This window comes from Clostridium thermosuccinogenes (assembly GCF_002896855.1).
Taxonomy (GTDB): domain Bacteria; phylum Bacillota; class Clostridia; order Acetivibrionales; family DSM-5807; genus Pseudoclostridium; species Pseudoclostridium thermosuccinogenes.
On the sequence record NZ_CP021850.1, the window covers coordinates 1,833,250 to 1,859,115 of the forward strand.

A 25,866-nucleotide genomic window follows, 5' to 3' on the forward strand; every position below is an offset into this window, starting at 1 on the left:
GCAGCCTTGGATCAGTGTACTAAAGATTTCAGAGACATTTCTACAGGACATTGATTCTAAGGCTTTTACATAACCGGAGGGTATTTCGATGAAAAAATATATTTTAATTTTTTTACTGCTCTGCATCATGCTTTTTGCTATCAACATAGGAAGCAGAAAAATCAGTTATAACCCTAACCTGAGTGATCTTGGAGGGGTATACCTGCTGGATGAAGATGATTTGGATTTTAGTATGGAAATAAGTGGGATGCTTTCAGAAGGTGGAAGCATTGTGGCTGATGGCAAAAGATCTGATGAAGCTGTCGATGTCGCTGCAAATGGTCAGTCATACAACAGGATTTTGCGATGGGGCATAGCAAGGAAACCGGATAATCAGATACCTGCAGCTGATCCCGGCGCTCCTGAGCTTTTAGCCAAGTATGGAGGAGCATATATCGGGGATACTTCCAGGAAAGTAATTTATCTCACTTTTGATGAAGGGTATGAGAACGGATATACATCAAAGATTCTTGATGCCTTGAAGGCAAACAATGCAAAAGCAGTTTTTTTTATTACGGGTCCTTACCTCAAGGAACACCAGGACCTGGTCAGGAGAATGGTGGAGGAGGGCCATATAGTCGGCAATCATACAATACATCACCCAAGCCTTCCAACCATAAGCGACAGTCAAATTGAAGAAGAGGTTCTGGGACTGGAAAGAGCATTCAAAGAGAAATTCGGAAAACCGATGAGATTCTTAAGACCTCCCAAAGGGGAATACAGTGAAAAAACCCTAGCAATAACATATAAATTGGGATATTGCAACTTGTTCTGGAGTTTTGCCTACGACGACTGGTACAGGGATAAGATAAGAGGAGCCGATTACGCTTACAATATTGTGATGCGAAATCTCCATAACGGAGCTGTACTGCTATTGCATGCCGTATCCAAGGATAATGCCGATGCTCTGGACAGGATTATTAAAGGGGCAAAAGAACGGGGATATGAGATAGGAGATCCCATTGAGCTCTTGCCTGAAAGCCTAAAACAGAGGAATGATTAATGGAGCAGGCAAAACCATCCGGCCTTTAAAGCTAATCATAAATAAGCTGGAGTTTCTTACTCCTTGCTGCTTAAAGAGGCAGTTTAACAGGACTTTTATGTCCTATTGCAGTAACTTTTAAATTTTGTTCAGAGGAGATAATTATGCCACAGGATAGAAAAAAGCAGAATAAGCGAAAAAAAAAGGAAAAGGAGCCTGGTGCCGGCTTAAAGGAGAAAGTGACTGAAATCCTGGAACTGCCAAAAGAGGTTATATTGGATTTGCCCAAGATAACTTTGGTTGGTGCCGGAAACCTCATACTGGAAAATTATAAGGGAATCATTGAATACAGCGAGGAACGGGTCAGGATAAACACCAGCATCGGCATAGTGAAAATAACCGGAAGCAGGCTCGTAATAAAAGAAATCACATCGGAGGACATCATGGTTGATGGTGACATAGAATCTTTTGAGTTCCTAAAGTAATGCACTTGGTGGAGGTTTAAATGTTACTGCTGAGATTATGGAATTATGTACGCGGATATGTTATTATAATAGTTGAAGGTTACTTCCTGGAGAAGTTTATAAATATATGCACACGCCGGCAGATTTTGCTATGGGATTTGAAAAAGCAGAGCAAAAGCCGCATTTCACTGAAAATAAGCATAAAAGGGTTTAAAAAACTGCGGGACATAGCCAGGAAGACCCATTGCAGGGTAAGAATACAGGCGAAATGTGGTCTTCCCTTTGTAGTGCATAAATATAAAAAGAGAAAAGCATTCGTGCTGGGAGCCTTTATTTTTATAGCAATTTTTTACGTATTGACATCCTTTGTGTGGAATGTAGAAATAAATGGAAACAATAAGCTGGAAACCCAGGCGATAATGGATTACCTGGCTGATTACGGCATCAAGCCGGGAGTTTTGAAGTATGGCATTAACACCGATGAAGTAGTGAACAAAATAATGATGGACATGGAAGAACTGGCATGGGTGGAAATATCCCTCAAAGGAACAAAGGTAAGGGTGGAAGTCCGGGAGAGGGTCAAGCCTCCGGAAACCTTGCCTAAGGATCAGCCATGTGATATAGTAGCTGCCAGGGACGGGTTGATAAAATCGGTTTTCACAAAGGTCGGACAACAACAGGTAAAAGCCGGAGATACTGTCACCAGAGGTCAGGTTTTGATTTCAGGAACCGTGGTAAGCCGCAACGAGAATGTTCCGCCTAAGAAGGTTCATGCCATGGGCATCGTGAATGCCAGGACGTGGTATGAAAAGAAAGTGGCAGTAGAGACAGTGACGGAAGAAAAGGTAAGGACGGGAAGAAAAGCAGACATATACAGCCTGGAATTGTTCAATAAGAGGTTGAGTTTGCAAAGTAAACAGGTTCCTTTCCAAAATTATGAAAAAGTAGAAATTAAAAAAGAACTGTCAATTGGCGAAGATTTAGTTTTGCCTTTTGCAATAATTATTGAAACCTTTTATGAAAATAATATAATAAAGAAGGAAATAGATTTGGATGAAGCCAAATCTATAGCAGCCGAAAAAGCAAGACAGGAGCTGGCAGAAGAAATCCCTGAAAGCGCTCAGATTGTAAAAACTGATTTGAAATTCACTGAGGATGAAAATGGGAAACTGACAGCCGTGGTTCTAATTGAATGTCTCGAAGATATCGGCGTGGAAAAAGCGATTGGAGGAAATTGATTGGAAAAACTCACAGAAAAAACTGTAGAATATGATAGCATGGAGAATGCGATAAACCTGTTTGGAAATTTTGATGAAAACATTCGCATCATTGAGGATGCCCTGAATGTAAAAGTTATATCCAGGGACACGGAGATAAGGATTGTCGGCGATGCAGATGCAGTGGATAAGGCAGAGCTGATAATAAAGAGGCTTATAGAAGTCTCCAGCAAGGGAGATACGATAACCAAGCAAAGTGTAAGTTATCTTGTCCAGCTGGTAAAGGACGGACACTTAGAATACATGAGCGATTTCATGAATGAATATATCTGCCTTACTGCCAGAGGCAAGCAAATAAAGGCTAAAACCCACGGACAAAAGGTTTATGTGGAAAAAATAAAGCAAAATGATATTGTGTTTGGAATCGGTCCGGCCGGCACGGGGAAAACATTCCTTGCAGTGGCTATGGCCGTAACTGCCTTTAGGAACAAAGAGGTTGACAGGATCATTCTTACAAGGCCGGCAGTTGAAGCCGGGGAAAAGCTGGGCTTCCTGCCCGGTGACTTGCAAAACAAGGTTGACCCGTATCTGAGGCCGTTGTATGACGCCCTTTATGAAATCATGGGTGCGGAATCCTACTTGAAATACCTCGAAAAAGGCATGATTGAAGTGGCTCCTCTTGCTTATATGAGGGGAAGGACACTGGATGATTCGTTTATTATCCTCGACGAGGCTCAGAACACTACTCCCGAGCAGATGAAGATGTTTCTTACCAGGATCGGGTTTAATTCCAAAGCCGTGATAACCGGAGATATTACACAAATAGATTTGCCCAAGGATAAAAAATCCGGCTTAAAAGAGATACAAAAAATTTTGAAGGATATAGATGGCATAGGATTTGCTTACCTGTCGGAAATGGATGTGGTGCGGCATGAGCTCGTACAGAAGATAATAAAAGCATACGAAAAGTATGAAAAAAAGGAAGGGAAATAGAAAAGAACATTATTTGATCTTTTTTTGGGGGGTTGTCAGTGGGTTCTAAAGATAAGAATTCTAAGAAGCGGGTCAAGGCAGTCCGGTTCCTGAGAAACATAAAGTTTCAAAGGATATTTATAGGGATTGTTACTTTGATTATAGCTTTTATTATTGTTGAAAGTGGAGCAACTCCGGAAAAATACAACTTAAAGCTGAATGAAGTGTCAAAAAGCAAGATTATTGCCACCAGGGATATAGAGAACAAATACAGGACAAAATTGAATGCAGAGGCGGCTGCCGATGCCACAGAGCCTGTTATGATTGAAATAATAGGAGCTTCTATAGATGTGGTTAACTGCCTGAATGATTTTCTGGCAGCCATAGATACCGCCAGGGATGATGTGGTAAATAATCTTATACAGAAGGGAATAACCAAGGAAAGTTACAATTACCAGGTGCAATTGGAAAACGAGCAGAACAAAGAGGCTGCCAAGCTTTTAGAAAATGCAAACAATCTTGGCATTACTTTATCTGAAGAGCAGGCCGCCCACCTGGTTTCAAGAGCGAGCGACGCCGACATCAGCGAGTTTAAAAAGACGGTGAGGCGCATTGTAAACGAAGCGGTAATACAGGATATTACTGTTGATAACCTTCCTACCCATGTATATAATGCCCAGAAAAAAGTGCTGGATTCAACATTGAACCAGGACATGAAAAACATTGGCTTATCGATTGTAAATTCCATCTTAAAACCCAATAGAACTATAGATGAAGAGCTGACGGAGCAAAAAAAGGAAGAGGCGAGAAACGACCCCAAGAACAAGGAGATAATTCTTAAAGGGAAAACCATCGTGGACGTCGGTGATGTGATAACCTTTGAGAAATATCAGCTTCTGGAAGAATTGAATCTGCTGGAGGAGAGCAGATTTGATTTTGGTCTGGCTTCCGGTATTTTTATAATTCTTATTTTGACCGGTGTATTGCTGGTGATCTATATGAATATGTTCCGCAAAAAGATGCTGGAGGACAGAAGTGAACTGTTGCTTCTTTCGGTTATAATTCTGCTTACGCTTCTGATGGCTCGCGCCGCAATCGAATACTCTCCGCTGGCAATACCTATTTTTATAGCCACCATGTTGATATCGGTTTTTCTGGATATGAAGCTGGCAATGATAGTGAACTTCATTCTCACCATTGTGATTTCTTTTATGACAAAAGGGGATATCAGCTTTATATACATGGCTCTGATAAGCGGTTCCTTCTCAGGTTTCCTGGTGTATAAGGCAAACCAGAGGAATAGACTGTTCATGAGCGGTGTTCTGGTGGCATTTTTAAATGTGGTGGTTATTGTCTGCCTGGGAATAATTAATAATGACGATTTTAATACTATATTGAGGAACAGTTTTGTAGTTTTCCTGAATGGATTAGTATCGATAGTATTAACCATAGGTCTTCTACCATTCTGGGAAAGCATGTTCAACATAATAACGCCGATGAAGCTGATGGAGCTGGCCAATCCCAATCAACCGCTGATAAAAAGGCTTCTTATGGAAGCGCCAGGGACTTACCACCACAGCTTGATGGTAGGAAACTTGGCCGAAGTAGCTACGGAAGCTATTGGAGGCAATTCATTGCTGGCGAGGGTAGGCGCTTATTTCCATGACGTAGGTAAATTAAAGCGTCCAAATTTCTTCAAGGAAAACCAGATGGGGGACAATCCTCATGACAGGATGACAGCAAATTTAAGCACACTGGTGATCACCTCCCATACCAGTGATGGTGTTGAATTAGCGGAAAAATACAAGATCCCTAAGGCTATAAAGGATATAATCAAGCAGCACCATGGTACTACACTGGTGGCGTATTTTTACCATAAGGCGTTAAAAAATGAAAAGGCTGATGAGGTAAAGCAGGAAAACTTCAGATACAGCGGACCGAAACCCGCCACCCGGGAAGCGGCGGTGGTCATGCTGGCAGATTCGGTAGAAGCGGCGGTAAGATCGATGCCTGATAAAACCGAAGGAAAGATTGAAGGATTTATAAGAAAAATCATAAAGGACAAGCTGGATGACGGGCAGTTGGATGAATGCGACCTGACCTTAAAGGATCTGGACGATATTGCAAAAAGCTTTTTAAAAGTATTCAGCGGATTTTTCCATGAAAGGCAGGAGTATCCTGAGATTAAGATAAAGCAGATCCAGGCAGGGGAAGAGGAGGTAACCCCGGCTGCTGCCGAATCGGAAAGAAATGCTCAGACGTATGGCGGAAGGAGTATGTCAAATGGCAATAATAATAGAGAATCTGCAAAACAAAGTAGCGATAACCGATGAAATTGAAAACCTGATAAGGAATGCTGCTGAGTTAAGCCTGGAATTGCAAGGCTTTACGCTTCCGGCGGAAATAGATATTCTTCTGGTGGATGATGAAAAGATAAGGGAAATAAACAATGAACACAGAAACATCGATTCTCCCACTGATGTTCTGTCCTTTCCCATGGTGGATATGAAGGAGGGTGTGATTATATCGGATGAGGGGGATTATGACCTGGATGAAAACACTCTGATTCTTGGAGATATAGTAGTTTCCCTTGAGACTGCCAAAAGGCAGGCGGAGGAATACGGTCATTCCTTTGAAAGGGAACTGGCCTTCCTAGTAACTCATGGATCTTATCACCTGCTGGGCTTTGACCACATGGAGCCGGAAGAGGAGAAACGCATGATGGAAAAGCAGGAAGCTGTTTTATCAAAAATGGGGCTGGCAAGATAATGAAAAACAAAAGGATTGCCGACAGCTTTAAAAATGCGATAAACGGAATAGTATATGCTGTCCGGAATGAACGTAACTTGAAGATACATATGACAGCAGGAATATGCGTAATGCTCCTCGGCCTGTATTATAGAATTGAAAAAACAGAATTTCTCATCCTATGTATTACAGTTGCCCTTGTGATAGTGTGCGAGCTGTTAAATACAGGGATAGAAGCGTTGGTGGATATAATTGTGGATGTATACCATCCAAAAGCGAAAATAATAAAGGATGTGGCTGCCGGTGCCGTCTTGCTGTCGGCTGTTATGTCCTTGGTGGTCGGATATGTCATATTTTTTAACAGAGTGATTGAAGATGTAAAAGCTTTAATTGAGCGGGTAATCCTTCATTGAATATGAATGGGGTAGTATTGCCAATAACTATAAATAGAGCATTAAATGTTGATTTAATATATGATAAATTCTGGTTGTTTCATAGAAATCGGGGGGATTGCCATGGATTATTCAGAACTTATTAAAATGGCAGAAGAAGCAATGCAAAAGGCCTATGCTCCCTATTCCGGTTTCAGGGTGGGGGCTGCAGTGCTTTCTGGTAACGGCAGGGTCTATACCGGTGCAAACATTGAAAATGCATCTTACGGCGCTACATGTTGTGCCGAAAGGGTAGCGATATTCAAAGCCGTGTCGGAGGGTGAAAAGCGAATACAAGCGGTTGCTGTAGCCAGCAGCAGTGAAGAAACGGTTTTTCCCTGCGGCATATGCCGCCAGGTAATGGCAGAGTTCGGAAATGCTGAAATGAAGATTTTATGCGGCAAAAGCAAAGGCGAATATGAAGTTTATACCCTGGGGGAGCTGTTGCCCCACTCCTTCGGTTTGGATAGAGCAAAATAAAGCTTTTCGAGGCTCTGGCAGCAAAGGATATGGTGGTACAGGAGAGCTTTTATCTTCCAATGTGTTAATACGAAAATATGAATGCTGTTTTTATTATTGACTGTGCTTTGCAAGCATGAGTGGTTTTGCTGTATATACGGAAATTGCTGCCGGTGAATTGGATCGGCAGAGAAAAATGACAGAAATAATTCATTTACATAAAATTAAGGAGGAAGTATGAGTTTCAAGTCAGGATTTGTTACAATAGTAGGTAGGCCAAATGTAGGCAAATCAACCCTGTTAAACAGGTTTGCTGGTGAAAAGATTGCCATAATATCGGAAAAACCCCAGACTACCCGTAATTCCATAAAAGCTGTGATTACCGATGAGGATTCTCAGATCATTTTCATTGACACTCCCGGGGTGCATAAACCCAAAACAAAACTTGGCGAGTATATGATCAGTGTTGTGCAGGAATCCCTAAACGAAGTGGATATTGTATTGTTTCTCGTGGAAGCCACCGATTCCGCACCGGGAGCTGGAGACCAATATATAATAGAACAGCTCAAAGACTTAAAAACACCGGTTTTCCTGTTGATTAATAAAATTGACCTGGTCAAAAAGGAGCAATTGCTGGCGGTCATTGCAAATTATAAAAACTTGATGGATTTTGCTGAGATCATTCCTATATCGGCTGTCAATAACGAGGGCATTGACATAGTCCTGAAGGAAATCCGCAAGAGGCTTCCTGATGGTCCGAAATACTTTCCTGATGATATGCTTACCGACCAACCGGAAAAGGCAATAGTAGCCGAACTGATAAGGGAAAAGATCCTCGAGCTGCTATCCGATGAAGTTCCTCATGGTACAGGCATAGAGGTTATTTCTTTCAAGGAAAGGACCAATAAGGAATTAATAGACATTGACGCAACCATTTATTGCGAAAAAGAAAGCCATAAAGCTATAATAATAGGTAAGGAAGGCAGGATGTTGAAGAAGATAGGAAGCCGGTCAAGAGAAGATATAGAAAGGTTCCTTGGAACCAGAGTTTACCTGAGATTATGGGTAAAGGTAAAAGATGACTGGAGAAACAGTGATGCCATGTTGAAAACGCTGGGCTACAGAAAATAAGCACTGCCTAATGCGCATTTAACATATATGTGAACTTTGAAGATATATAAAATTTTCAAGTATACAAAATATTTTTTAGTGTAATCTAATATTAGCTGATAAAAATTACAAAAGACAAAAAAGGGGGATTCACATTTATGTTAAAGGAATTTGCATGGAGTGCTTTTGAAAAAACCGGCAGTGTAGATGCATATGTATTTTATAAAGAAATTGAAGCCCACGACAAAATCCAGGAAAACAATGCTCTTGCCAAAGAAGAGGTTGCCGCAAGCAAATAGATTAGTCCTATCGAAGCAAGCATGTTAAATGCTGAAATCAGGGAAGAAAAGATGAGCTATTTAAGAACAAAGGGTATAGTTATCAAGGAAACCAATACAGGTGAAGCCGATAGAATTGTCACTATATTCTCCAACAGCAAAGGTAAGATCTCCGCGGCAGCTAAAGGATCAAAACGTCCTAAAAGCAGGCTGGCGGCAGGCACACAGCTTTTGTGCTACAGCGACTTTATACTGTTTAAAGGCAGTGACATCTATTCTATTAACACCTGTGATATAATTGAGCCATTTTATGAATTGCGCAACGATATAGTAAGACTTACTCATGCAGCGCATATTACGGATATTATAAATGACGTAATACAGGAAAATCAACCGTCACCAAGGGTGCTTCAGCTTTATCTGAACACCCTGTACATACTTTCAAAAACTCAAAAATCACCGGAATTGGTAACCAGAATTTTTGAACTTCGTCTATTATCCATGCTTGGATATGCACCTTATGTTAACGGCTGTATTCAATGCGGAAGTGAGAACCTGGACGGTATTTCCTTCAGCTTTCAAAAATGCGGGTTTGTTTGCGGAAGGTGCAAGCCTTCCGACGAATCTGCTATGGAAATATCTACAGGGACAGCAAAAGCCTTATACTATATAGTGCACGCGAATATAGGGGACTTGTTCAAGTTTGGCACTTCCCCCGAAGTGCTCCGGGAGCTTGGTATAATCAACCGGAGATATCTTAGGGAAAGATTGGAGCATGATTACACAAAGCTGGATTTTCTGAGATCAATCAACCTGTGATGTTGGTTGGGGGAAGATATGGACCTCAAACTTGCATCACAGTTTTTTTCCGCAGTAAGGGCAAAAGCTGTAACCGGAATCAAATCTGGCGCCGCAATGGGAGCATACCTTAAAGGGCATATATTGGCTCACAGGGCGCAAATGTTCCTGCCGGATTTCAGGATTTCGGCCCTTCTCATATTCTGCGCCTATTACAGGGTCAAGCTCATACAAGCTGCCGCAGCAGGCAGATTTGACATAATACCGTACATTCCATTTGAAGACGGGTATGAAGAATATATGAAAATAAGAATAGGTTTTACTTATCTCAAATCGGGTAAGGGCTTCACAGGCAGGGCATATTACATTGTTGGCCATGCCTGATGGCTTACTTGCCTGATCTATCCCGAAGATTCCGATGAAAAACATATCCCGGCGGCATCCTTTCTTTTGGTTACATGTACGAAGCAAATACATGAGAGAAATAAATATCCGTATATGCAAAAAAAGAACTACTGATTATTCAATAGTTCTTCTCTGGTGCGGTCGATGGGACTTGAACCCATACGGGATTACCATACGCCCCTCAAACGTACGCGTCTGCCAGTTCCGCCACGACCGCTTGTTTTAAGGCTTGTAACTCACAAGCGCATTATCAATTATACTAGCATACTATATTTATGTCAATACCGAATTTATAAAATTTTTAAGAAAATTTTCTTAAAAATTATTATAATAAAGTGTTGACATTTTGCTAAAACTCATGTTAATATAATTAAGCAGTTGCGAAAAACAACCGCAGAAACGCTCAAGGACAATTATATACGCTGGTGTAGCTCAGCAGGTAGAGCAGCTGACTTGTAATCAGCAGGTCGGGGGTTCGATTCCGTCCACCAGCTCCATATGGGGAGATTCCCGAGTGGCCAAAGGGGGCAGACTGTAAATCTGTTGTCACTGACTTCGATGGTTCGAATCCATCTCTCCCCACCACAAAAATGGCTACAAAATCTAGCCTAAAAAAGCCCGATAAATTCGGGCTTTTGTTATTTGATTAAAAAGTTATTTGCTTAAAAAAGGTGGCTTGCGAAAGCTACGTTTTTTCAATGAATTTAAGTTGAGAATTATCCCATACGAATGTTTTTTGTGAGTTTGTTTTATTGGTAGAAACCACTTTGTTTAAATCGCCGGAAGAGGTATGAATAACCTCTTTGGTTTCGTTTACTATGATTCTCATAATGTCCTTTTCATCATATCCAGGCTTGGTTTGATACCAAGGAGAATATCTAAACGAACTGGTTTCAATTACGAATTCAAAAAGTTTTTTTCCTTCAACAGGATGTGAATAGGCTTTCATAGTATCATAATCCCAGACGGATGTTACATTATCTCCGTTTATCGCAAAAACTTCTACGTTTTCTCTTTGGTAAGAGGCACTGGCACCATATGATGTTACTTCCACCAGACGTATTCCACCTTCCGGACATTCTCCCAGCAGCTTAACCGCCTTTATCGGGGCTACATTCATGTAAAGAGGTTTTATCTTTGAATTCTCTGTTTTGAAGAATATCAAAATCTTACCGCCATCAATCCAAGAAATAATATATTGGGCATCACCATCCATATAAAGTGATAGGATCGGACCGGTTTCAAAAAGCTCTTTTTGAACATTTAAGCTATTGATTTTTTGTTCTTCGGTTAGTTTATCATTGAGCAGTGTAAATGCATCGTAAAATTCTTTTTGAGTAATTGGTGGCTCTACTATTTTTGCTTCAATTGACTCATTGATATTGTTATTCATGCCAGAAGATGAACAACCTATAAACAGAAAGAATATCGATATAAAGTATAGAGAAATAAAAAACATATTCTTTTTAATCAATAGAGATATCTCCTTTCGAATAAACTTATGAATAATTTCTGATGAGTATAATTCCTATGAGAAGTAAGAATTTGCGTACATCTTCATATAATAATGACATTAAAATAGGTAAAATGCAACATAAAGTCAAAAAATTGTTAATTTATTGAAAAGAAATATGCAAAGATGATGAATGTAGCAATAAAGTATAAATAGCAAGCTGCATAATCAAAGAAAGTCAGAAGCTCAGCAGTGAGCATCTGTATAGTACTATGCCGATAACGATCACCTGATAGGCTTCTATGACCAACTCACACATCATAGGCTTGAATGCTTGGTGGGCAAACTAAAGAAGCAAATCAGGTGATATTCCCAGATGGTCCGTAAGTAAGTCAAGCCACCAGTGCGTAAGTACCTGGTTTTAAAACAACAGATACTTACCTCGACTCCGGCTATCAAACATTTGAAATCAATTTTATATTTTTAGACAAAAATGAGCTGTATCTTGCTTTTTATTATATTATTATAATCTCACTTAATATTAGGGAAAAGCTCGATTGACGTATGGCTGTATTACAAAACCTAATTTCTGTAAATCAACTTCCTGTAAATTACAAAGTTCCATAAAACTATGGCGCACATTATAATCAGCTTGGAAAACAGGGGAGATATCCTGAAAGTGCCCGACAGAATTTTTATTGCGTTATTGGATATGAACAGATTGATTCCAAACAGGGCTCCGAACATCAACAGCTGCTTTATTAAATTCTCCTTTGATTTGAAAGACCATTTCCTGTTTAAAGTAAAGCTTATGATAAACCCTGCAGCCATGGCTATGGAGTTGGAAATGCCGGAAGATATGCCGGCATAGGAGTACAGTGTGGCAAACAATAAGTATTCGGTTCCAAAGGCGGTAAATCCGCTTATCAGATAGCGAAGGAGCTGGGTTTGTGTTTCCTTGTCCAGTATCAGCTTTATTATCTTATGATCTTTAAATTTTAATGAAAAAGACTGTATTGACATATTTCCTTTCTTACCGGTGGTCATTTTATAGTACACTCCTATCCTTTGCTATCAATTATTATACAACCTATTCGTAAATTAAACAAAGTGCTTAATTACTGCAAAATTTCATTGCCATATCCATATAATATGTTATAATAATTCATGAGAAATGCAAGAATGAAAATCAAATCCTTCAATTAAGCTTAAGTTTGATTGAGTGCAGTATCATGTAGTAAACCGTATAAATATTGAAATATCAATAACTGTACAGTTAATGTCAAAAAGTTATAAATTGCTATTTGCATTAGGAGGTGCATGATGAGGTTTACAAAAATGCAAGGGTTGGGCAATGACTATATTTACATAAATTGCCTCAACTATGAAATAAATGATATCCCGAAAGCAGCAAGATTTTTAAGCGACAGACATTTCGGCATAGGCTCGGACGGTATTGTGCTTATTCTCCCCAGTGACAAGGCGGATTTCAGAATGAGGATGTTCAATTCCGACGGTTCAGAAGCTGAAATGTGTGGAAATGCTATACGATGTGTGGGCAAGTATGTTTACGATAACGGACTTACTGATAAGAGCAGAATAAATATTGAAACCCTGGCCGGAATTAAAGAACTCGACATGGTGGTTTCCGGCAGCAAGGTCGAAATGGTACGGGTTGACATGGGTGAACCGGTGCTGGAACCTGCAAAGATACCTGTAAACAGCGCTAAGGACAGGTTCATATCTGAACCGGTTACAGTTGGAGACAGGGTTTTTGATGTAACAAGCGTATCCATGGGGAATCCCCATGCTGTAAGCTATGTTTCCGATGTTGACGAATTTGACCTGCATTTTTATGGTCCAAAGATGGAAACCCACAGCCTTTTCCCCAGAAAAGTGAATGCTGAGTTTGTTCAGGTGATAGATAGAAATACTCTTAAAATGAGGGTTTGGGAAAGAGGAGCCGGAGAAACTCTGGCCTGCGGCACAGGAGCGTGTGCGGTACTGGTTGCTTCAGTATTAAATGGCATCAGTGAAAGAAAAGCTACCATAAAGCTTTTGGGAGGAGATTTGCTGATCGAATGGAAACAGGAAGACAATCATGTTTACATGACCGGTCCTGCAGTTAAGGTTTTTGACGGTGAGATAGACCTGTAGTTCACGAAGCGGAATAAGTCCAATGTAATATATTATCATTAAGTGGAAGGAGAATCTTATGGCATTAGTTAACGAAAATCATTTGAAGCTACCCGGCAACTATTTGTTTGCTGAAATTGCAAAAAGGGTAAATGCCTACAAAAGCGAGCATCCGGAGGCTAAGATTATAAGGCTTGGTATAGGGGATGTAACACGACCTCTGCCACAAGCCAGCATAGAAGCGATGCACAAAGCAGTAGATGAAATGGGACATGTGGAAACCTTCCAGGGGTACCCCGAATATGAAGGCTATGATTTTCTGATAGAGAAAATAATCGAAGTAGACTATAAAAAGCGCGGCATCAAAGTGGAGAGGGACGAAGTTTTTGTTAGTGACGGTGCTAAAAGCGATACGGCAAATATACAGGAACTGTTTGGAGTGAATAATAAAATTGCGGTTACAGACCCGGTTTACCCGGTATATGTGGACAGCAATGTAATGGCCGGAAGAACGGGAGCGCTTGGGAGCGATGGAAAATGGAGCAATGTGGTATATCTCTCCTGCACGGCGGAAAACAACTTTATACCGGAGCTTCCCAAAGAAAAGGTTGACTTGATATATCTCTGTTTTCCCAACAACCCTACAGGTATGACGCTAACCAAAGAACAGCTGAAAGCATGGGTTGATTATGCAAGGAAAAACAAGGCCATCATTCTTTTTGATTCTGCCTACGAAGCATTTATACATGAAAAGGACGTCCCCCACAGCATATATGAAGTGGAAGGGGCAAGGGAAGTGGCGATAGAATTCAGGAGCTTTTCCAAAACTGCGGGATTTACAGGAACGAGGTGTGCTTACACAGTAATACCAAAGGAGGTAACTGCATATACCGCTTCGGGAGAGGCATGCTCCCTCAACAGGATGTGGTACAGAAGGCAGGCCACCAAATTCAACGGAGTTTCCTATATAGTGCAGAGGGGTGCGGAAGCTGTATATTCAGAAGAAGGTCAGCAGCAAGTTAAGGAGCTGATCGGCTATTATATGGAAAATGCCAGGATAATCCGGGAAGGACTGCAAAGTATAGGCATTCAGGTTTTCGGAGGAGTAAATTCCCCTTATATATGGTTGAAAACACCGAAGGGAATGGACTCTTGGGCATTTTTTGACAAGCTGCTGAAGGAAATAAATGTTGTGGGAACTCCGGGAGTAGGATTTGGCCCCAGCGGAGAAGGATACTTCAGGCTGACGGCTTTTGGAAGCAGAGAGAACACGGAAGAAGCTGTGGAAAGATTCAGAACAAAATTAAAAATTTAGCAGGAAATCAAATAAAGCATATGAAAACTTGGGTGTATGAAATGCATCCAAGTTTTTTTATTCCAATTGCGATTTATTGTTCCAGTATCCATCTAATTTCAAAACTACATAATAATTATATGGGTGACTTATCAAAGTATTGCTTTAAAATTTGCCGCTAAAAACGGATAGGTTTAAATAGTACATTTAGCTTTTGCTTTGAATGAATGTGATTTTTTGAAAGAGCTCCGTGCTTATGGCAGGAACATGCGGCAAATCTTATTTTATAGCTAAAGAATGATCAACCAGTTACTATTAGAGAGCATTTAAGAGGAGAACCATGAAAACACGTAGATATATCTTTTTGGTTTGTGCATTTATTATAACAGGATTTTTTATAGAGGGTATATATGCGCTTTCCATTATCAATAAAACGATGGGAAACCAGGATAGCGGAAAAGACAACCCCCTCAGGAATGAACAGGTTAAGTATGAAAGAAATCAGCATTCTGAAACAGTCAGGAAGAATACTGATAGCAATACCGGCATTCCTTTTTTCATGCCGCAAAAGGGGGATACGCTCGATCCTGGTCCGGCTGTGTACGACCATGTAAATGTGCTCATTTTAGGACTGGATGAATATGGGGAAAGGTCAGATGTTATTATACTGGCAAATCTCAATACCGATAATGGAAACTTGAATCTGCTATCTGTGGCACGGGACACGAGAGTACGGGCAAGGGGTAAATACACAAAAATTAACGCTTTGATAGGAATGGGTGGGGAGCGGATGATTATGGACAAGGTTGAAGAAATCACCGGTCTTTCCATACCCTATTATATAACGCTTGATTTCAAAGGCTTTAAAAAGGTGATAGATGTATTGGGTGGTGTTGAGATGGAAGTGCCCTTTGATATGGATTATGATGACCCCCAGCAAAACCTGCATATACACTTGAAAAAAGGCCGCCAGGTTCTGGATGGTGAAAAAGCGATTCAGTTTGTAAGGTACAGAAAAGGAAACAGGAAAGGGGTCGGGTATATCAATGGGGATATTGACCGTATAAGTGCCCAGCAGCAGTTGATTAAGGCGCTGATTGCGCAAAAAGCGAAGATCAAGTATCTTTCGAAAATCGATGATATATTTTTGATACTGAAGGATTATGTGAAAACCAACATAGAGATATCGGACGTAAATTATTATCTTGACGGCTTAGTCAAAATAAGATATGAAAAAACAAAAACTTTCACCCTTCCGGGCGAATCCGTTTATACAAATAAAACCTGGTATTATATTTATGACAGGCAAAAAACCAGGGAGCTTATTAATGATTACTTTTTTTAATAAGGGAAAGTGCTAAAAGTATAAGAAAATGTTAAAAATGTTAAAAGGATTAAACTTCATAAAACTCTTAAACTTCATAAATTTTTTTTTTTTCACGGAAGGCTTAATTGCCTGAAACCTAAAGAGCTGTATACAGCATACCGCAGATCCTTGGCAGTTATCAGCTTAATAGCTTTAGTCTTTAATTCCTGTATGCTATAATCTAAGATAAAAGAGAAAATTAATGATACTTTTGATTTTATAAGGGGAGTATGATTTTGCATAATAACTGGGAGGATCTTATCAGGGAGTGTACCAACTGCTATAAATGCCCTCTGGGGAGCACCAGGACGAACATAGTCATAGGGCGAGGGAACCCTAAGGCGACACTTATGTTCGTAGGTGAAGGGCCTGGGGAACAGGAGGATTTGCAGGGTAAACCTTTTGTGGGACCGGCAGGCCAATTGCTGGATTTGCTTCTGGAAGCCCTGATGTTTGATGCTGATGACTATTACATAGCAAATATAGTAAAATGCAGACCGCCAGGGAACCGTGTACCTACAGACGAGGAAGCCAATAAGTGCTTGGATTATTTGAGAAATCAGGTTTATTTGATAAAGCCGCAGATTATAGTATGCCTTGGTGCTACTGCCATGAAGTATATAGTGGACAAAAATGCGCGAATTACTCAAATAAGAGGACAGTGGATAGAAAGAAAGATGGAGAAGAAAGAGTGCTGGATTATGCCCACATTCCATCCTGCGGCACTTTTAAGGGATGAGTCGAAGAAGCTGTTAATGTGGGACGATTTAAAAAAAGTGAAGCTGAAATTTGATGAAATAACTAAAAAGGTTTAGAAGACATAAAATAAGAATATTGAAAGCGGATTTATGTGAAAATGGATTAAGGAGTAGGAGGGCCTATGCCTAAAAGGGAGCTTTTAAATGAGCTTTATGGGAGATATATAAATGAGTTTGGAGATAAAGAAATCGTCCTGGGAGATGGAAATATAGACTCAGAAATAGTCCTGGTGGGAGAAGCGCCTGGCAAGGACGAAGTCAAACTCTCCAAACCTTTTGTGGGTGCTGCGGGGAAAAACCTGTCGCAATTTATGGATATTTTGGGGATTAAGAGAGAGGACATCTATATAACCAATGTGATTAAGCACAGGCTGTCAAAAATCAATCCCAATACAGGAAGGATAATAAACAGAGCTGCGACCAAAGCTGATATAGATGCGGTCAAGGACTATCTTTTGCAGGAGATTAGAATCATTGATCCGGTTTATGTGGTTACCCTGGGGAATGTGCCACTTAAAGCGGCTACGGGTGATTATGGTATCAGCATAGGAACAGTCCATGGACAGACGTTGGAAGTAGAGGTTTTGGACAAGGTGTATAAGTTTTTTCCCTTGTATCATCCAGCCAGCATAATATACAACAGAAGTCTGAAAGAGATTTATTTGGATGACCTGAAAAAGCTTTCACAGCTTATTAAAGGTTAATGATTTGCTTATATGGAATGACCCAATGATGCTATGGACTTTTATCCATATTTATTACCGCCCGTGAGGAAAAAGGAATAAAAGGACGAAATACAGGGTTATTTTGCCTAATGTCGAGATGAATTGAAATAGTAAACATAAATAATGCATGGAACTGAAAAATAGCTTTAAAATTTAGTGTTGACACTATTTGATATATGGTGCTATAATTTAGAAGCTGTCGCTGATAAACAGCAAAACGAAATGATTAAAAAAATCATCGAAAAAAGTGTTGACAAACGACAGCAAACATGATAATCTATAAAAGCCGCTGCGGTAAGGCGGCAAAAAATTGGACTTTGAAAAGTAAACAGTGTAAAGACAAAGGGAACTCGAAAATGAATTTGAGTTACGTGCTTATAAAAGCTAGTAAGTAAACAGAGCCAAAAGGCTTTTGAATAAAAGAAATCTTTTATTTGAGAGTTTGATCCTGGCTCAGGACGAACGCTGGCGGCGTGCCTAACACATGCAAGTCGAGCGGAGTAGAGTTCAACACTGAGTATTCGAGCGTTGGCAAAAGTTAAGCCAGCGTCATGCACAAACTACCTTGTTGATAGACATATTTAAAAGAAAGTTTTGTGCATCACGCTAAATTAAGTGCCTGACACAATGCTATGACTAAAGCAAGTCAAAATAGTATTGATAAGAGACGCCATACTTGAGTGCTGAGTGTTGGACTCTACTTAGCGGCGGACGGGTGAGTAACGCGTGGGCAACCTGCCTTGCACAGGGGGATAACACAGGGAAACTTGTGCTAATACCGCATAACATCACGGGGAGGCATCTTCCTGTGATCAAAGGAGAAATCCGGTGCAAGATGGGCCCGCGTCCGATTAGCTAGTTGGCGGTGTAACGGACCACCAAGGCGACGATCGGTAGCCGAACTGAGAGGTTGATCGGCCACATTGGGACTGAGACACGGCCCAGACTCCTACGGGAGGCAGCAGTGGGGAATATTGCGCAATGGAGGAAACTCTGACGCAGCAACGCCGCGTGAAGGATGAAGGTCTTCGGATTGTAAACTTCTTTGATGAGGGACGAAGGAAGTGACGGTACCTCAAAAACAAGCCACGGCTAACTACGTGCCAGCAGCCGCGGTAATACGTAGGTGGCGAGCGTTGTCCGGAATTACTGGGTGTAAAGGGCGCGTAGGCGGGGATGTAAGTCAGATGTGAAATACCATGGCTCAACCGTGGGGCTGCATCTGAAACTATGTTTCTTGAGTGCTGGAGAGGAAAGCGGAATTCCTAGTGTAGCGGTGAAATGCGTAGATATTAGGAGGAACACCAGTGGCGAAGGCGGCTTTCTGGACAGTAACTGACGCTGAGGCGCGAAAGCGTGGGGAGCGAACAGGATTAGATACCCTGGTAGTCCACGCCGTAAACGATGGATACTAGGTGTAGGAGGTATCGACCCCTTCTGTGCCGGAGTAAACACAATAAGTATCCCACCTGGGGAGTACGGCCGCAAGGTTGAAACTCAAAGGAATTGACGGGGGCCCGCACAAGCAGTGGAGTATGTGGTTTAATTCGAAGCAACGCGAAGAACCTTACCAGGGCTTGACATACAGAGGGATATGTCAGAGATGGCATAGCTCTTCGGAGCCTCTGTACAGGTGGTGCATGGTTGTCGTCAGCTCGTGTCGTGAGATGTTGGGTTAAGTCCCGCAACGAGCGCAACCCTTGTTGTTAGTTGGTAACACGTAAAGGTGACCACTCTAACGAGACTGCCGGTGACAAATCGGAGGAAGGTGGGGACGACGTCAAATCATCATGCCCCTTATGTCCTGGGCTACACACGTACTACAATGGCTACAACAAAGGGAAGCGAAGCCGTAAGGCGGAGCAAATCCCCAAAAGTAGTCCCAGTTCGGATTGTGGGCTGCAACCCGCCCACATGAAGTCGGAATTGCTAGTAATGGCAGGTCAGCATACTGCCGTGAATACGTTCCCGGGCCTTGTACACACCGCCCGTCACACCATGAGAGTCAGCAACACCCGAAGTCAGTAGCTTAACCGCAAGGAGGGCGCTGCCGAAGGTGGGGCCGATGATTGGGGTGAAGTCGTAACAAGGTAGCCGTATCGGAAGGTGCGGCTGGATCACCTCCTTTCTAAGGAGAACGGTCCGAATCTGATGGATAGCATCAGGTGAGGACGAATCTTCTGGTCGATACCGGATAACAGAAATGTTACCGGTTAAAGAGTTCCTTGTCTACACTGTTTAGTTTTCAAAGCCCAATGAGGTTTTGAAAAAAGAAAAAGTACTGGTTGACATTTAAGCGTCAATCATGTATAATAAGAAGTCCCTGATGGTTAATAAGCCGTCAGAGAAAATTGGATATAATAATATGGGCTCATAGCTCAGATGGTTAGAGCGCACGCCTGATAAGCGTGAGGTCGATGGTTCGATTCCATTTGAGCCCACCACTTTCTTGAATAGCTCAATAAGAGTTAGGAGAGAAGGAAAAAAGTACTGGTTGACATTGATATGCCAACCATGTATAATAATAAATCCCGGTTGATGAAGACTTAAAAAGTCAGAAGTCAGCCGAAGAACTTGCACTTTGAAAACTATATAATGTAAGTTGAAAATTGTTAGAACCGAGCAGTAATGCGAAGGTTATAGCAGTTTTCAGAAGATGAGAAGACAAGAAAAAATAAGGGTAACAAGTATCGAAAGGTATGCGTGACTCTTAGGAAGTCTTCACAAGATGGTTAAAAGACAATCACTTGAAGAGAACCGAAAGATATCGAGAGATCGTATCTAAGAAGGTCAAGCTATTAAGAGCATAGGGTGAATGCCTTGGCACCAGAAGCCGATGAAGGACGTGATAAGCTGCGAAAAGCTGCGGAGAGGCGCAAATAGCCATTGACCCGCAGATGTCCGAATGGGGGAACCCACCTGGGGTAAATGCCCAGGTACATGTATGTGAATACATAGCATACATGGGGGAGACGTAGGGAACTGAAACATCTAAGTACCTACAGGAAAAGAAAACAAAAGTGATTCCGTAAGTAGTGGCGAGCGAAAGCGGATTAGCCCAAACCGGGGTACAGCAATGTAGCCCGGGGTTGAGGACCGGCGGAATGATTCGGAGTATCTAGCAGAATGAGGCACTGGAACGTGCAGACCATAGAGGGTAAAAGTCCCGTATGCGAAAGATATGAAGACAGGCCGGGATCCAGAGTACCACAAGGCACGTGAAACCTGGTGGGAAGCAGGGAGGACCACCTTCCAAGGCTAAATACTAACTGGTGACCGATAGTGGAGCAGTACCGTGAGGGAAAGGTGAAAAGAACCCCGGGAGGGGAGTGAAAGAGAACCTGAAACCCTATGTTTACAAGCAGTTGGAGAGCGTTAAGGCTCGACAGCGTACTTTTTGTAGAACGGTCCGGCGAGTTATAGTATGTGGCAAGGTTAAGTACTAGAGGTACGGAGCCGAAGGGAAACCGAGTCTTAACAGGGCGACAAAGTCACATGCCATAGACCCGAAACCGGGTGACCTATCCATGGACAGGTTGAAGCGGGAGTAAAATCCCGTGGAGGACCGAACCACGTGACCGTTGAAAAGGTCTGGGATGAGCTGTGGATAGCGGAGAAATTCCAATCGAACTCGGAGATAGCTGGTTCTCCCCGAAATAGCTTTAGGGCTAGCCTCTAATGAAAGTCTAGCGGAGGTAAAGCACTGAATGGGCTAGGGGCCTTACCAGGTTACCGAACCCTATCAAACTCAGAATGCCGTATAGACGATGTTAGGGAGTCAGACTACGGGAGATAAGTTTCGTAGTCAAAAGGGAAACAGCCCAGACCATCAGCTAAGGTCCCAAAATCACAGTTAAGTGGAAAAGGATGTGGGTTTGCTAAGACAACTAGGATGTTGGCTTAGAAGCAGCCATTCATTCAAAGAGTGCGTAATAGCTCACTAGTCGAGTGAGCCTGCGCCGAAAATTACCGGGGCTAAACTGTGTACCGAAGCTATGGAAGCGTGTGTGTTCAATGGTGTTTCCTAAAGGCAGTGAAGCAAGGGGTAAGCTTCATCGAAATCAACCTTGATTAAATGAGTAATTGAAAAAGGAGATTTCGATAAAATTACACCAAAGGCAAAACTGTGTAGGAGATAGCATTGAACATACATGCTTGGTAGGGGAGCTTACTGTCGTAGGCCGAAGCACGATCGTGAGGACGTGTGGACGAAACAGTAGTGAGAATGCCGGAATAAGTAGCGAGAGTAAAGTGAGAATCTTTACCGTCGAAAACCTAAGGTTTCCTGGGGAAGGCTCGTCCGCCCAGGGTAAGTCGGGACCTAAGCCGAGGCCGAAAGGCGTAGGCGATGGACAACAGGTTGAAATTCCTGTACTACCGTCTCTTGTTTGAGAGAGGTGGGGACGCAGGAGGATAGGCTAAGCGAGTAACTGGAAAAGCTCGTCCAAGGGAGGTAGATAGTCCGGTAGGCAAATCCGCCGGACGTTTCGAAGGCCTGATGGGGAGGGAAAATAGAGTACCGAAGTAGCCGATTCCACACTGACGAGAAAAGCCACTATCGAGAGAGAAGGTACCCGTACCGCAAACCGACACAGGTAGGTGAGGAGAGAATCCTAAGACGAGCGGGAGAAGCGTTGTTAAGGAACTCGGCAAATTGACCCCGTAAGTTCGCGAGAAGGGGTGCCTGTAGGAATACAGGCCGCAGTGAAAAGGCCCAAGCAACTGTTTATCAAAAACACAGGTCTCTGCTAAATCGAAAGATGACGTATAGGGGCTGACGCCTGCCCGGTGCTGGAAGGTTACGGGGAATGCTTAGCGCAAGCGAAGGCATGAACTTAAGCCCCAGTAAACGGCGGCCGTAACTATAACGGTCCTAAGGTAGCGAAATTCCTTGTCAGGTAAGTTCTGACCCGCACGAATGGCGTAATGATTTGGGCACTGTCTCGACAACGCACCCGGTGAAATTGTAGTACTTGTGAAGATGCAAGTTACCCGCGACTAGACGGAAAGACCCCATGGAGCTTTACTGTAGCCTGATACTGGGTTTCGGTATTCTTTGTATAGGATAGGTGGGAGGCAGAGAAGTAGCGGCGCCAGCCGCTATGGAGCCGACGTTGGAATACCACTCTAAGAGTACTGGAACTCTAACCAGAGTCCATAAGCTGGACTTGGGACACTGTCAGGTGGGCAGTTTGACTGGGGCGGTCGCCTCCCAAAAGGTAACGGAGGCGTCCAAAGGTTACCTCAGCGCGGTTGGAAACCGCGCAACGAGTGCAAAGGCATAAGGTAGCCTGACTGTGAGAGAGACACCTCGAGCAGGTACGAAAGTAGGGCTTAGTGATCCGGTGGTATGAAAGTGGAATTGCCATCGCTCAACGGATAAAAGCTACCCTGGGGATAACAGGCTTATCTCCCCCAAGAGTCCACATCGACGGGGAGGTTTGGCACCTCGATGTCGGCTCATCGCATCCTGGAGCTGTAGCAGGTTCCAAGGGTTTGGCTGTTCGCCAATTAAAGCGGTACGCGAGCTGGGTTCAGAACGTCGTGAGACAGTTCGGTCCCTATCTGTCGCGGGCGCAGGATATTTGAGGGGATCTGTCCTTAGTACGAGAGGACCGGGATGGACGAACCTCTGGTGCACCAGTTGCATTGCCAAGTGCAGAGCTGGGTAGCCAAGTTCGGCAGGGATAAACGCTGAAGGCATCTAAGCGTGAAACCCACCCCAAGATGAGATATCCCATTCGAAAGAAGTAAGACCCCATGAAGACTACATGGTAGATAGGCCGGATGTGGAAGTGCAGTAATGTACGAAGCTGACCGGTACTAATAGGTCGAGGGCTTGACCAAGAAAAGAAGGTCTTTTAATAGTCTGAAAGTGAAGACAAGTCTTCGAAGAAAGCTTACATTATATAGTTTTGAGAGTGCAAGAAATTGCACAGAAAATATCTGGTGGCAATAACGAGAAGGAAACACCCGTACCCATTCCGAACACGGCAGTTAAGCTTCTCAGTGCCGATGATACTTGGACGGAGATGTCCTGGGAAAGTAGGTCGCTGCCAGGTTTATATTCCTCAATAGCTCAGTCGGTAGAGCATGCGGCTGTTAACCGCAGGGTCGTAGGTTCGAGTCCTACTTGAGGAGCCAGAAGGAAAGAACAATTATATTGTTCTTTCCTTTTTTAGTATCAAAAAGTAATCTGAAAACAACATAGCAAAATCATTTGCTGTTTATGTAAATAATAAGCTAAATCCCTGAAATAAACGGAAAAGATGTTTCAATAAGATAAATCCGGAGCAAAATAAAGAAAAATTCTATGAAATATGAAAAAAGAGTTTTATTACGACGGCAAATATGAAATAATATTAAAGTGCACAGAAATTTTATATTATATTTTGAAAAATAAGAAAAGTTTGTTGCTGCAAATCACAAAAGAGAAAATTTTATAGGCAACTTACCAGCATAAAATGGAACAAAAAAGGATTTTGTTTCATCTAATAAGAGATTAAGTAAGTGCCGTAAAATATAAATACATAACAATGGGGGTTGCTATGAAGAAAAATATCATTAAAAGAGTGCTTTCATTATTTGTAGTAGTATTGTTTGCCTTAAGTTTAGCAGTCGGATGCAATACCAACAGCAAAGGAAATGACAGTTCAACCCAGGGGACCGGAACGGAAAATGCCGGTCAAAAGGATAATAAAGACCTACAGGGAACTGTGAATCAGGAAAGTAAAAACAACGAAGGAGCATCAGAAGACGGTGACCAGAATCAAGGTGCCAATCCGGACGAAACCAAACCGGAAGATCAGGATGGCGATGGTGAAACCACGGATATACCTGATAAATCTAATGTGCCTTCAATAAGGGATATGAAGGTCAAAGCTCTGTACCTTACAGGTTGGACTGCCGGAATAGATGAAAAATTGCAGCACTTCATCGAGTTGGCGAAAACTACGGAAATAAATGCTTATGTGGTAGATATCAAGGACGATGACGGTCTTGTATCATATAAATCCAATATCCCTGCAGTGCAGGAGATTAATGGGTGGACTAATAAATATAATGTTGAAAAAGTCATAAAAGCATTTCACGATAACGGCATCCCTGTTATCGGAAGGCTGGTATGCTTTAATGACCCATATGCATCAAGCAAAAGAACGGAAATGGCAATAAAGCATGTTAATGGCGGTTTGTGGAGGGACCCTAATAAAAACCAAACATGGCTGAATCCATATAGTGAAGAAGCATGGAAATACATAGTGGATATAGCTAAGGAAGCAGTTGAATTAGGTTTTGATGAAATCCAGTTTGACTATGTCAGGTTCCCGGACGGAAAGAGAAGCACGATGAATTTTGGCAATCCGGGAATTGAAAAGTATGAAGCTATCAATAGGTTCCTTGAGTATGCGAGAAAAGAAATACCTGCAGAAATCCCGATATCGGCAGATGTTTTCGGCATAATACTGGAAAGCCCGGGAGATACAGAGGATATAGGCCAGTATCTTGAATTGGTAGGAAAAGACAATGTGGATGTCATATGTCCAATGGTGTACCCTTCTCATTATGCTGTAGGGCAGATTGTCAACAATGTCACATTTGCTAAACCTGATCTGGACCCTTATGGAGTTGTATACAATTCTCTTGTAAAAGGAAAAACCAGAATAGCAGCGGTGGAAGGATATAAAGCAAAGGTAAGACCCTACTTGCAGGATTTTACCGCATCTTGGCTTGGCAAAGGCTATTATCAGGAGTATGGCGCGGAGCAGGTAAGACAGCAAAAAAAGGCAGTATATGATGCCGGATACGAAGAGTGGATATTGTGGGATCCTAAAAATACTTATTCAGAAGCTGCATTGGAGAAAGAATGACACATAGTGCATTTTTAACAGAATCGTAAATCTCCGAAATCAAATAGGATGCAAAAATTAACTAAGCAAATATAAATATACCTGAAATGAATTTATATTTTAATCATTAATAAAAAGAAGCAGTAATATAAAAGTAGCATAACGGATATAGGATAGATGATTTAAAACAATTACATATCCTATATCTTTTTTTATATTATATTTTTTATTAACCATTAGGGCACATGCATTAGTTGATTTGATAAGAGTCTGTTTTTTTGGTGCGTAATAATTTTTAGTCTAGAGAAAAAAGATATCTTCGGCAGTTGCTTTTCTGTTATTTTCATATGACAGTTACCTAACTCGCGAAGTATCATGCATAAA

The 25,866-nt window shown here is 41.9% G+C and carries 20 protein-coding genes, 5 tRNA genes and 3 rRNA genes; 24 read left to right on the forward strand and 4 right to left on the reverse strand.

What is annotated here, in order from left to right:
- The first annotated feature begins 88 nt into the window (after positions 1–88).
- From pdaA to recO, 11 genes are all read left to right on the forward strand, one after another.
- The gene (gene pdaA, locus CDO33_RS08055) at positions 89–1,042 is read left to right on the forward strand and encodes a delta-lactam-biosynthetic de-N-acetylase (protein WP_103082421.1); all 954 of its coding nucleotides are present in this window, start codon (positions 89–91) and stop codon (positions 1,040–1,042) included.
- A 143-nt stretch (positions 1,043–1,185) separates the two neighbouring features.
- Positions 1,186–1,506 carry a sporulation protein YqfC gene (gene yqfC, locus CDO33_RS08060; protein ID WP_103082420.1) on the forward strand — a complete coding sequence of 107 codons (321 nt, stop codon included), beginning with the start codon at positions 1,186–1,188 and terminating at the stop codon, positions 1,504–1,506.
- Positions 1,507–1,526: 20 nt separating this feature from the next.
- Positions 1,527–2,723 carry a sporulation protein YqfD gene (yqfD, locus tag CDO33_RS08065; protein WP_103082419.1) on the forward strand — a complete coding sequence of 399 codons (1,197 nt, stop codon included), beginning with the start codon at positions 1,527–1,529 and terminating at the stop codon, positions 2,721–2,723.
- The gene (locus CDO33_RS08070) at positions 2,724–3,695 is read left to right on the forward strand and encodes a PhoH family protein (RefSeq protein WP_103082418.1); all 972 of its coding nucleotides are present in this window, start codon (positions 2,724–2,726) and stop codon (positions 3,693–3,695) included.
- Between the two features lie 38 nt (positions 3,696–3,733).
- Positions 3,734–6,007 (forward strand): HD family phosphohydrolase, encoded by a 2,274-nt coding sequence (locus CDO33_RS08075; protein ID WP_242973359.1) that lies wholly within the window; start codon positions 3,734–3,736, stop codon positions 6,005–6,007.
- The gene (ybeY, locus tag CDO33_RS08080; RefSeq protein ID WP_103082417.1) at positions 5,958–6,443 is read left to right on the forward strand and encodes an rRNA maturation RNase YbeY; all 486 of its coding nucleotides are present in this window, start codon (positions 5,958–5,960) and stop codon (positions 6,441–6,443) included. Before CDO33_RS08075 ends, ybeY begins: the two co-directional genes overlap by 50 nt.
- Positions 6,443–6,835: a diacylglycerol kinase family protein gene (locus tag CDO33_RS08085; protein ID WP_103082416.1), complete on the forward strand. Its 393-nt coding sequence runs from the start codon at positions 6,443–6,445 to the stop codon at positions 6,833–6,835. Before ybeY ends, CDO33_RS08085 begins: the two co-directional genes overlap by 1 nt.
- A 102-nt stretch (positions 6,836–6,937) precedes the next feature.
- On the forward strand, positions 6,938–7,333 hold the full coding sequence (cdd, locus tag CDO33_RS08090) for a cytidine deaminase (RefSeq protein ID WP_103082415.1): 396 nt from the start codon (positions 6,938–6,940) through the stop codon (positions 7,331–7,333).
- A 216-nt stretch (positions 7,334–7,549) separates the two neighbouring features.
- The gene (gene era / locus CDO33_RS08095) at positions 7,550–8,443 is read left to right on the forward strand and encodes a GTPase Era (RefSeq protein ID WP_103082414.1); all 894 of its coding nucleotides are present in this window, start codon (positions 7,550–7,552) and stop codon (positions 8,441–8,443) included.
- 137 nt (positions 8,444–8,580) lie between these two features.
- Complete coding sequence (locus CDO33_RS08100) at positions 8,581–8,721, forward strand: YqzL family protein (RefSeq protein WP_103082413.1); 141 nt, start codon at positions 8,581–8,583, stop codon at positions 8,719–8,721.
- A 21-nt stretch (positions 8,722–8,742) separates the two neighbouring features.
- Positions 8,743–9,519 (forward strand): DNA repair protein RecO, encoded by a 777-nt coding sequence (recO, locus tag CDO33_RS08105; RefSeq protein WP_479690741.1) that lies wholly within the window; start codon positions 8,743–8,745, stop codon positions 9,517–9,519.
- A gap of 36 nt (positions 9,520–9,555) precedes the next feature.
- On the opposite strand, the gene CDO33_RS08110 is transcribed toward recO, so the two are convergent.
- Together CDO33_RS08110 and CDO33_RS08115 are read right to left on the reverse strand one after the other, a co-directional pair.
- On the reverse strand, positions 9,556–9,975 hold the full coding sequence (locus CDO33_RS08110) for a zinc ribbon domain-containing protein (protein WP_338053262.1): 420 nt from the start codon (positions 9,973–9,975) through the stop codon (positions 9,556–9,558).
- A gap of 61 nt (positions 9,976–10,036) precedes the next feature.
- Positions 10,037–10,120, reverse strand: a tRNA-Leu gene (locus tag CDO33_RS08115).
- Positions 10,121–10,324: 204 nt separating this feature from the next.
- On the opposite strand from CDO33_RS08115, the gene CDO33_RS08120 reads away from it, so the two are divergent.
- A tRNA-Thr gene (locus CDO33_RS08120) sits at positions 10,325–10,400 on the forward strand.
- Between the two features lie 3 nt (positions 10,401–10,403).
- A tRNA-Tyr gene (locus CDO33_RS08125) sits at positions 10,404–10,488 on the forward strand.
- A 100-nt stretch (positions 10,489–10,588) separates the two neighbouring features.
- Here CDO33_RS08125 and CDO33_RS08130 read toward each other — a convergent pair.
- Positions 10,589–11,377 (reverse strand): hypothetical protein, encoded by a 789-nt coding sequence (locus CDO33_RS08130; protein WP_103082411.1) that lies wholly within the window; start codon positions 11,375–11,377, stop codon positions 10,589–10,591.
- Between the two features lie 561 nt (positions 11,378–11,938).
- Positions 11,939–12,403 carry a GtrA family protein gene (locus CDO33_RS08135; protein ID WP_103082410.1) on the reverse strand — a complete coding sequence of 155 codons (465 nt, stop codon included), beginning with the start codon at positions 12,401–12,403 and terminating at the stop codon, positions 11,939–11,941.
- A 276-nt stretch (positions 12,404–12,679) separates the two neighbouring features.
- Between CDO33_RS08135 and dapF the strand changes: the two genes are divergently transcribed.
- From dapF to CDO33_RS08190, 11 genes are all read left to right on the forward strand, one after another.
- Positions 12,680–13,513 carry a diaminopimelate epimerase gene (gene dapF, locus CDO33_RS08140; RefSeq protein WP_103082409.1) on the forward strand — a complete coding sequence of 278 codons (834 nt, stop codon included), beginning with the start codon at positions 12,680–12,682 and terminating at the stop codon, positions 13,511–13,513.
- Positions 13,514–13,571: 58 nt separating this feature from the next.
- A complete protein-coding gene (locus CDO33_RS08145; protein ID WP_103082408.1) occupies positions 13,572–14,807 on the forward strand; it encodes an LL-diaminopimelate aminotransferase in 1,236 nt (411 codons plus the stop codon).
- A gap of 319 nt (positions 14,808–15,126) precedes the next feature.
- Complete coding sequence (locus CDO33_RS08150; protein ID WP_103082407.1) at positions 15,127–16,131, forward strand: LCP family protein; 1,005 nt, start codon at positions 15,127–15,129, stop codon at positions 16,129–16,131.
- Between the two features lie 257 nt (positions 16,132–16,388).
- Positions 16,389–16,967 carry a uracil-DNA glycosylase gene (locus CDO33_RS08155; RefSeq protein WP_242973939.1) on the forward strand — a complete coding sequence of 193 codons (579 nt, stop codon included), beginning with the start codon at positions 16,389–16,391 and terminating at the stop codon, positions 16,965–16,967.
- Positions 16,968–17,032: 65 nt separating this feature from the next.
- A complete protein-coding gene (locus tag CDO33_RS08160; RefSeq protein ID WP_103082405.1) occupies positions 17,033–17,614 on the forward strand; it encodes a uracil-DNA glycosylase in 582 nt (193 codons plus the stop codon).
- 451 nt (positions 17,615–18,065) lie between these two features.
- Positions 18,066–19,763: ribosomal RNA gene (locus CDO33_RS08165) — 16S ribosomal RNA — on the forward strand.
- A 239-nt stretch (positions 19,764–20,002) separates the two neighbouring features.
- A tRNA-Ile gene (locus CDO33_RS08170) sits at positions 20,003–20,079 on the forward strand.
- A gap of 344 nt (positions 20,080–20,423) precedes the next feature.
- Positions 20,424–23,482, forward strand: a 23S ribosomal RNA gene (locus CDO33_RS08175).
- A gap of 98 nt (positions 23,483–23,580) precedes the next feature.
- Positions 23,581–23,697 (forward strand): 5S ribosomal RNA (gene rrf / locus CDO33_RS08180).
- The 16S, 23S and 5S rRNA genes sit together here with 2 tRNA genes alongside, the layout of an rRNA operon.
- A 6-nt stretch (positions 23,698–23,703) precedes the next feature.
- Positions 23,704–23,779: transfer RNA gene (locus CDO33_RS08185), tRNA-Asn, on the forward strand.
- Between the two features lie 404 nt (positions 23,780–24,183).
- Positions 24,184–25,503: a putative glycoside hydrolase gene (locus CDO33_RS08190; RefSeq protein WP_103082462.1), complete on the forward strand. Its 1,320-nt coding sequence runs from the start codon at positions 24,184–24,186 to the stop codon at positions 25,501–25,503.
- Positions 25,504–25,866: the final 363 nt, after the last annotated feature.

Bases quoted from the DNA above. Each gene is read 5' to 3' on its own strand.
- pdaA (WP_103082421.1), top strand. From the start codon at position 89: ATGAAAAAATATATTTTAATTTTTTTACTGCTCTGCATCATGCTTTTT.
- yqfC (WP_103082420.1), top strand. From the start codon at position 1,186: ATGCCACAGGATAGAAAAAAGCAGAATAAGCGAAAAAAAAAGGAAAAG.
- yqfD (WP_103082419.1), top strand. From the start codon at position 1,527: ATGTTACTGCTGAGATTATGGAATTATGTACGCGGATATGTTATTATA.
- ybeY (WP_103082417.1), top strand. From the start codon at position 5,958: ATGGCAATAATAATAGAGAATCTGCAAAACAAAGTAGCGATAACCGAT.
- CDO33_RS08085 (WP_103082416.1), top strand. From the start codon at position 6,443: ATGAAAAACAAAAGGATTGCCGACAGCTTTAAAAATGCGATAAACGGA.
- cdd (WP_103082415.1), top strand. From the start codon at position 6,938: ATGGATTATTCAGAACTTATTAAAATGGCAGAAGAAGCAATGCAAAAG.
- era (WP_103082414.1), top strand. From the start codon at position 7,550: ATGAGTTTCAAGTCAGGATTTGTTACAATAGTAGGTAGGCCAAATGTA.
- CDO33_RS08100 (WP_103082413.1), top strand. From the start codon at position 8,581: ATGTTAAAGGAATTTGCATGGAGTGCTTTTGAAAAAACCGGCAGTGTA.
- recO (WP_479690741.1), top strand. From the start codon at position 8,743: ATGTTAAATGCTGAAATCAGGGAAGAAAAGATGAGCTATTTAAGAACA.
- CDO33_RS08110 (WP_338053262.1), bottom strand. From the start codon at position 9,975: ATGTATTTGCTTCGTACATGTAACCAAAAGAAAGGATGCCGCCGGGAT.
- CDO33_RS08135 (WP_103082410.1), bottom strand. From the start codon at position 12,403: ATGACCACCGGTAAGAAAGGAAATATGTCAATACAGTCTTTTTCATTA.
- dapF (WP_103082409.1), top strand. From the start codon at position 12,680: ATGAGGTTTACAAAAATGCAAGGGTTGGGCAATGACTATATTTACATA.
- CDO33_RS08145 (WP_103082408.1), top strand. From the start codon at position 13,572: ATGGCATTAGTTAACGAAAATCATTTGAAGCTACCCGGCAACTATTTG.
- CDO33_RS08150 (WP_103082407.1), top strand. From the start codon at position 15,127: ATGAAAACACGTAGATATATCTTTTTGGTTTGTGCATTTATTATAACA.
- CDO33_RS08160 (WP_103082405.1), top strand. From the start codon at position 17,033: ATGCCTAAAAGGGAGCTTTTAAATGAGCTTTATGGGAGATATATAAAT.
- CDO33_RS08190 (WP_103082462.1), top strand. From the start codon at position 24,184: ATGAAGAAAAATATCATTAAAAGAGTGCTTTCATTATTTGTAGTAGTA.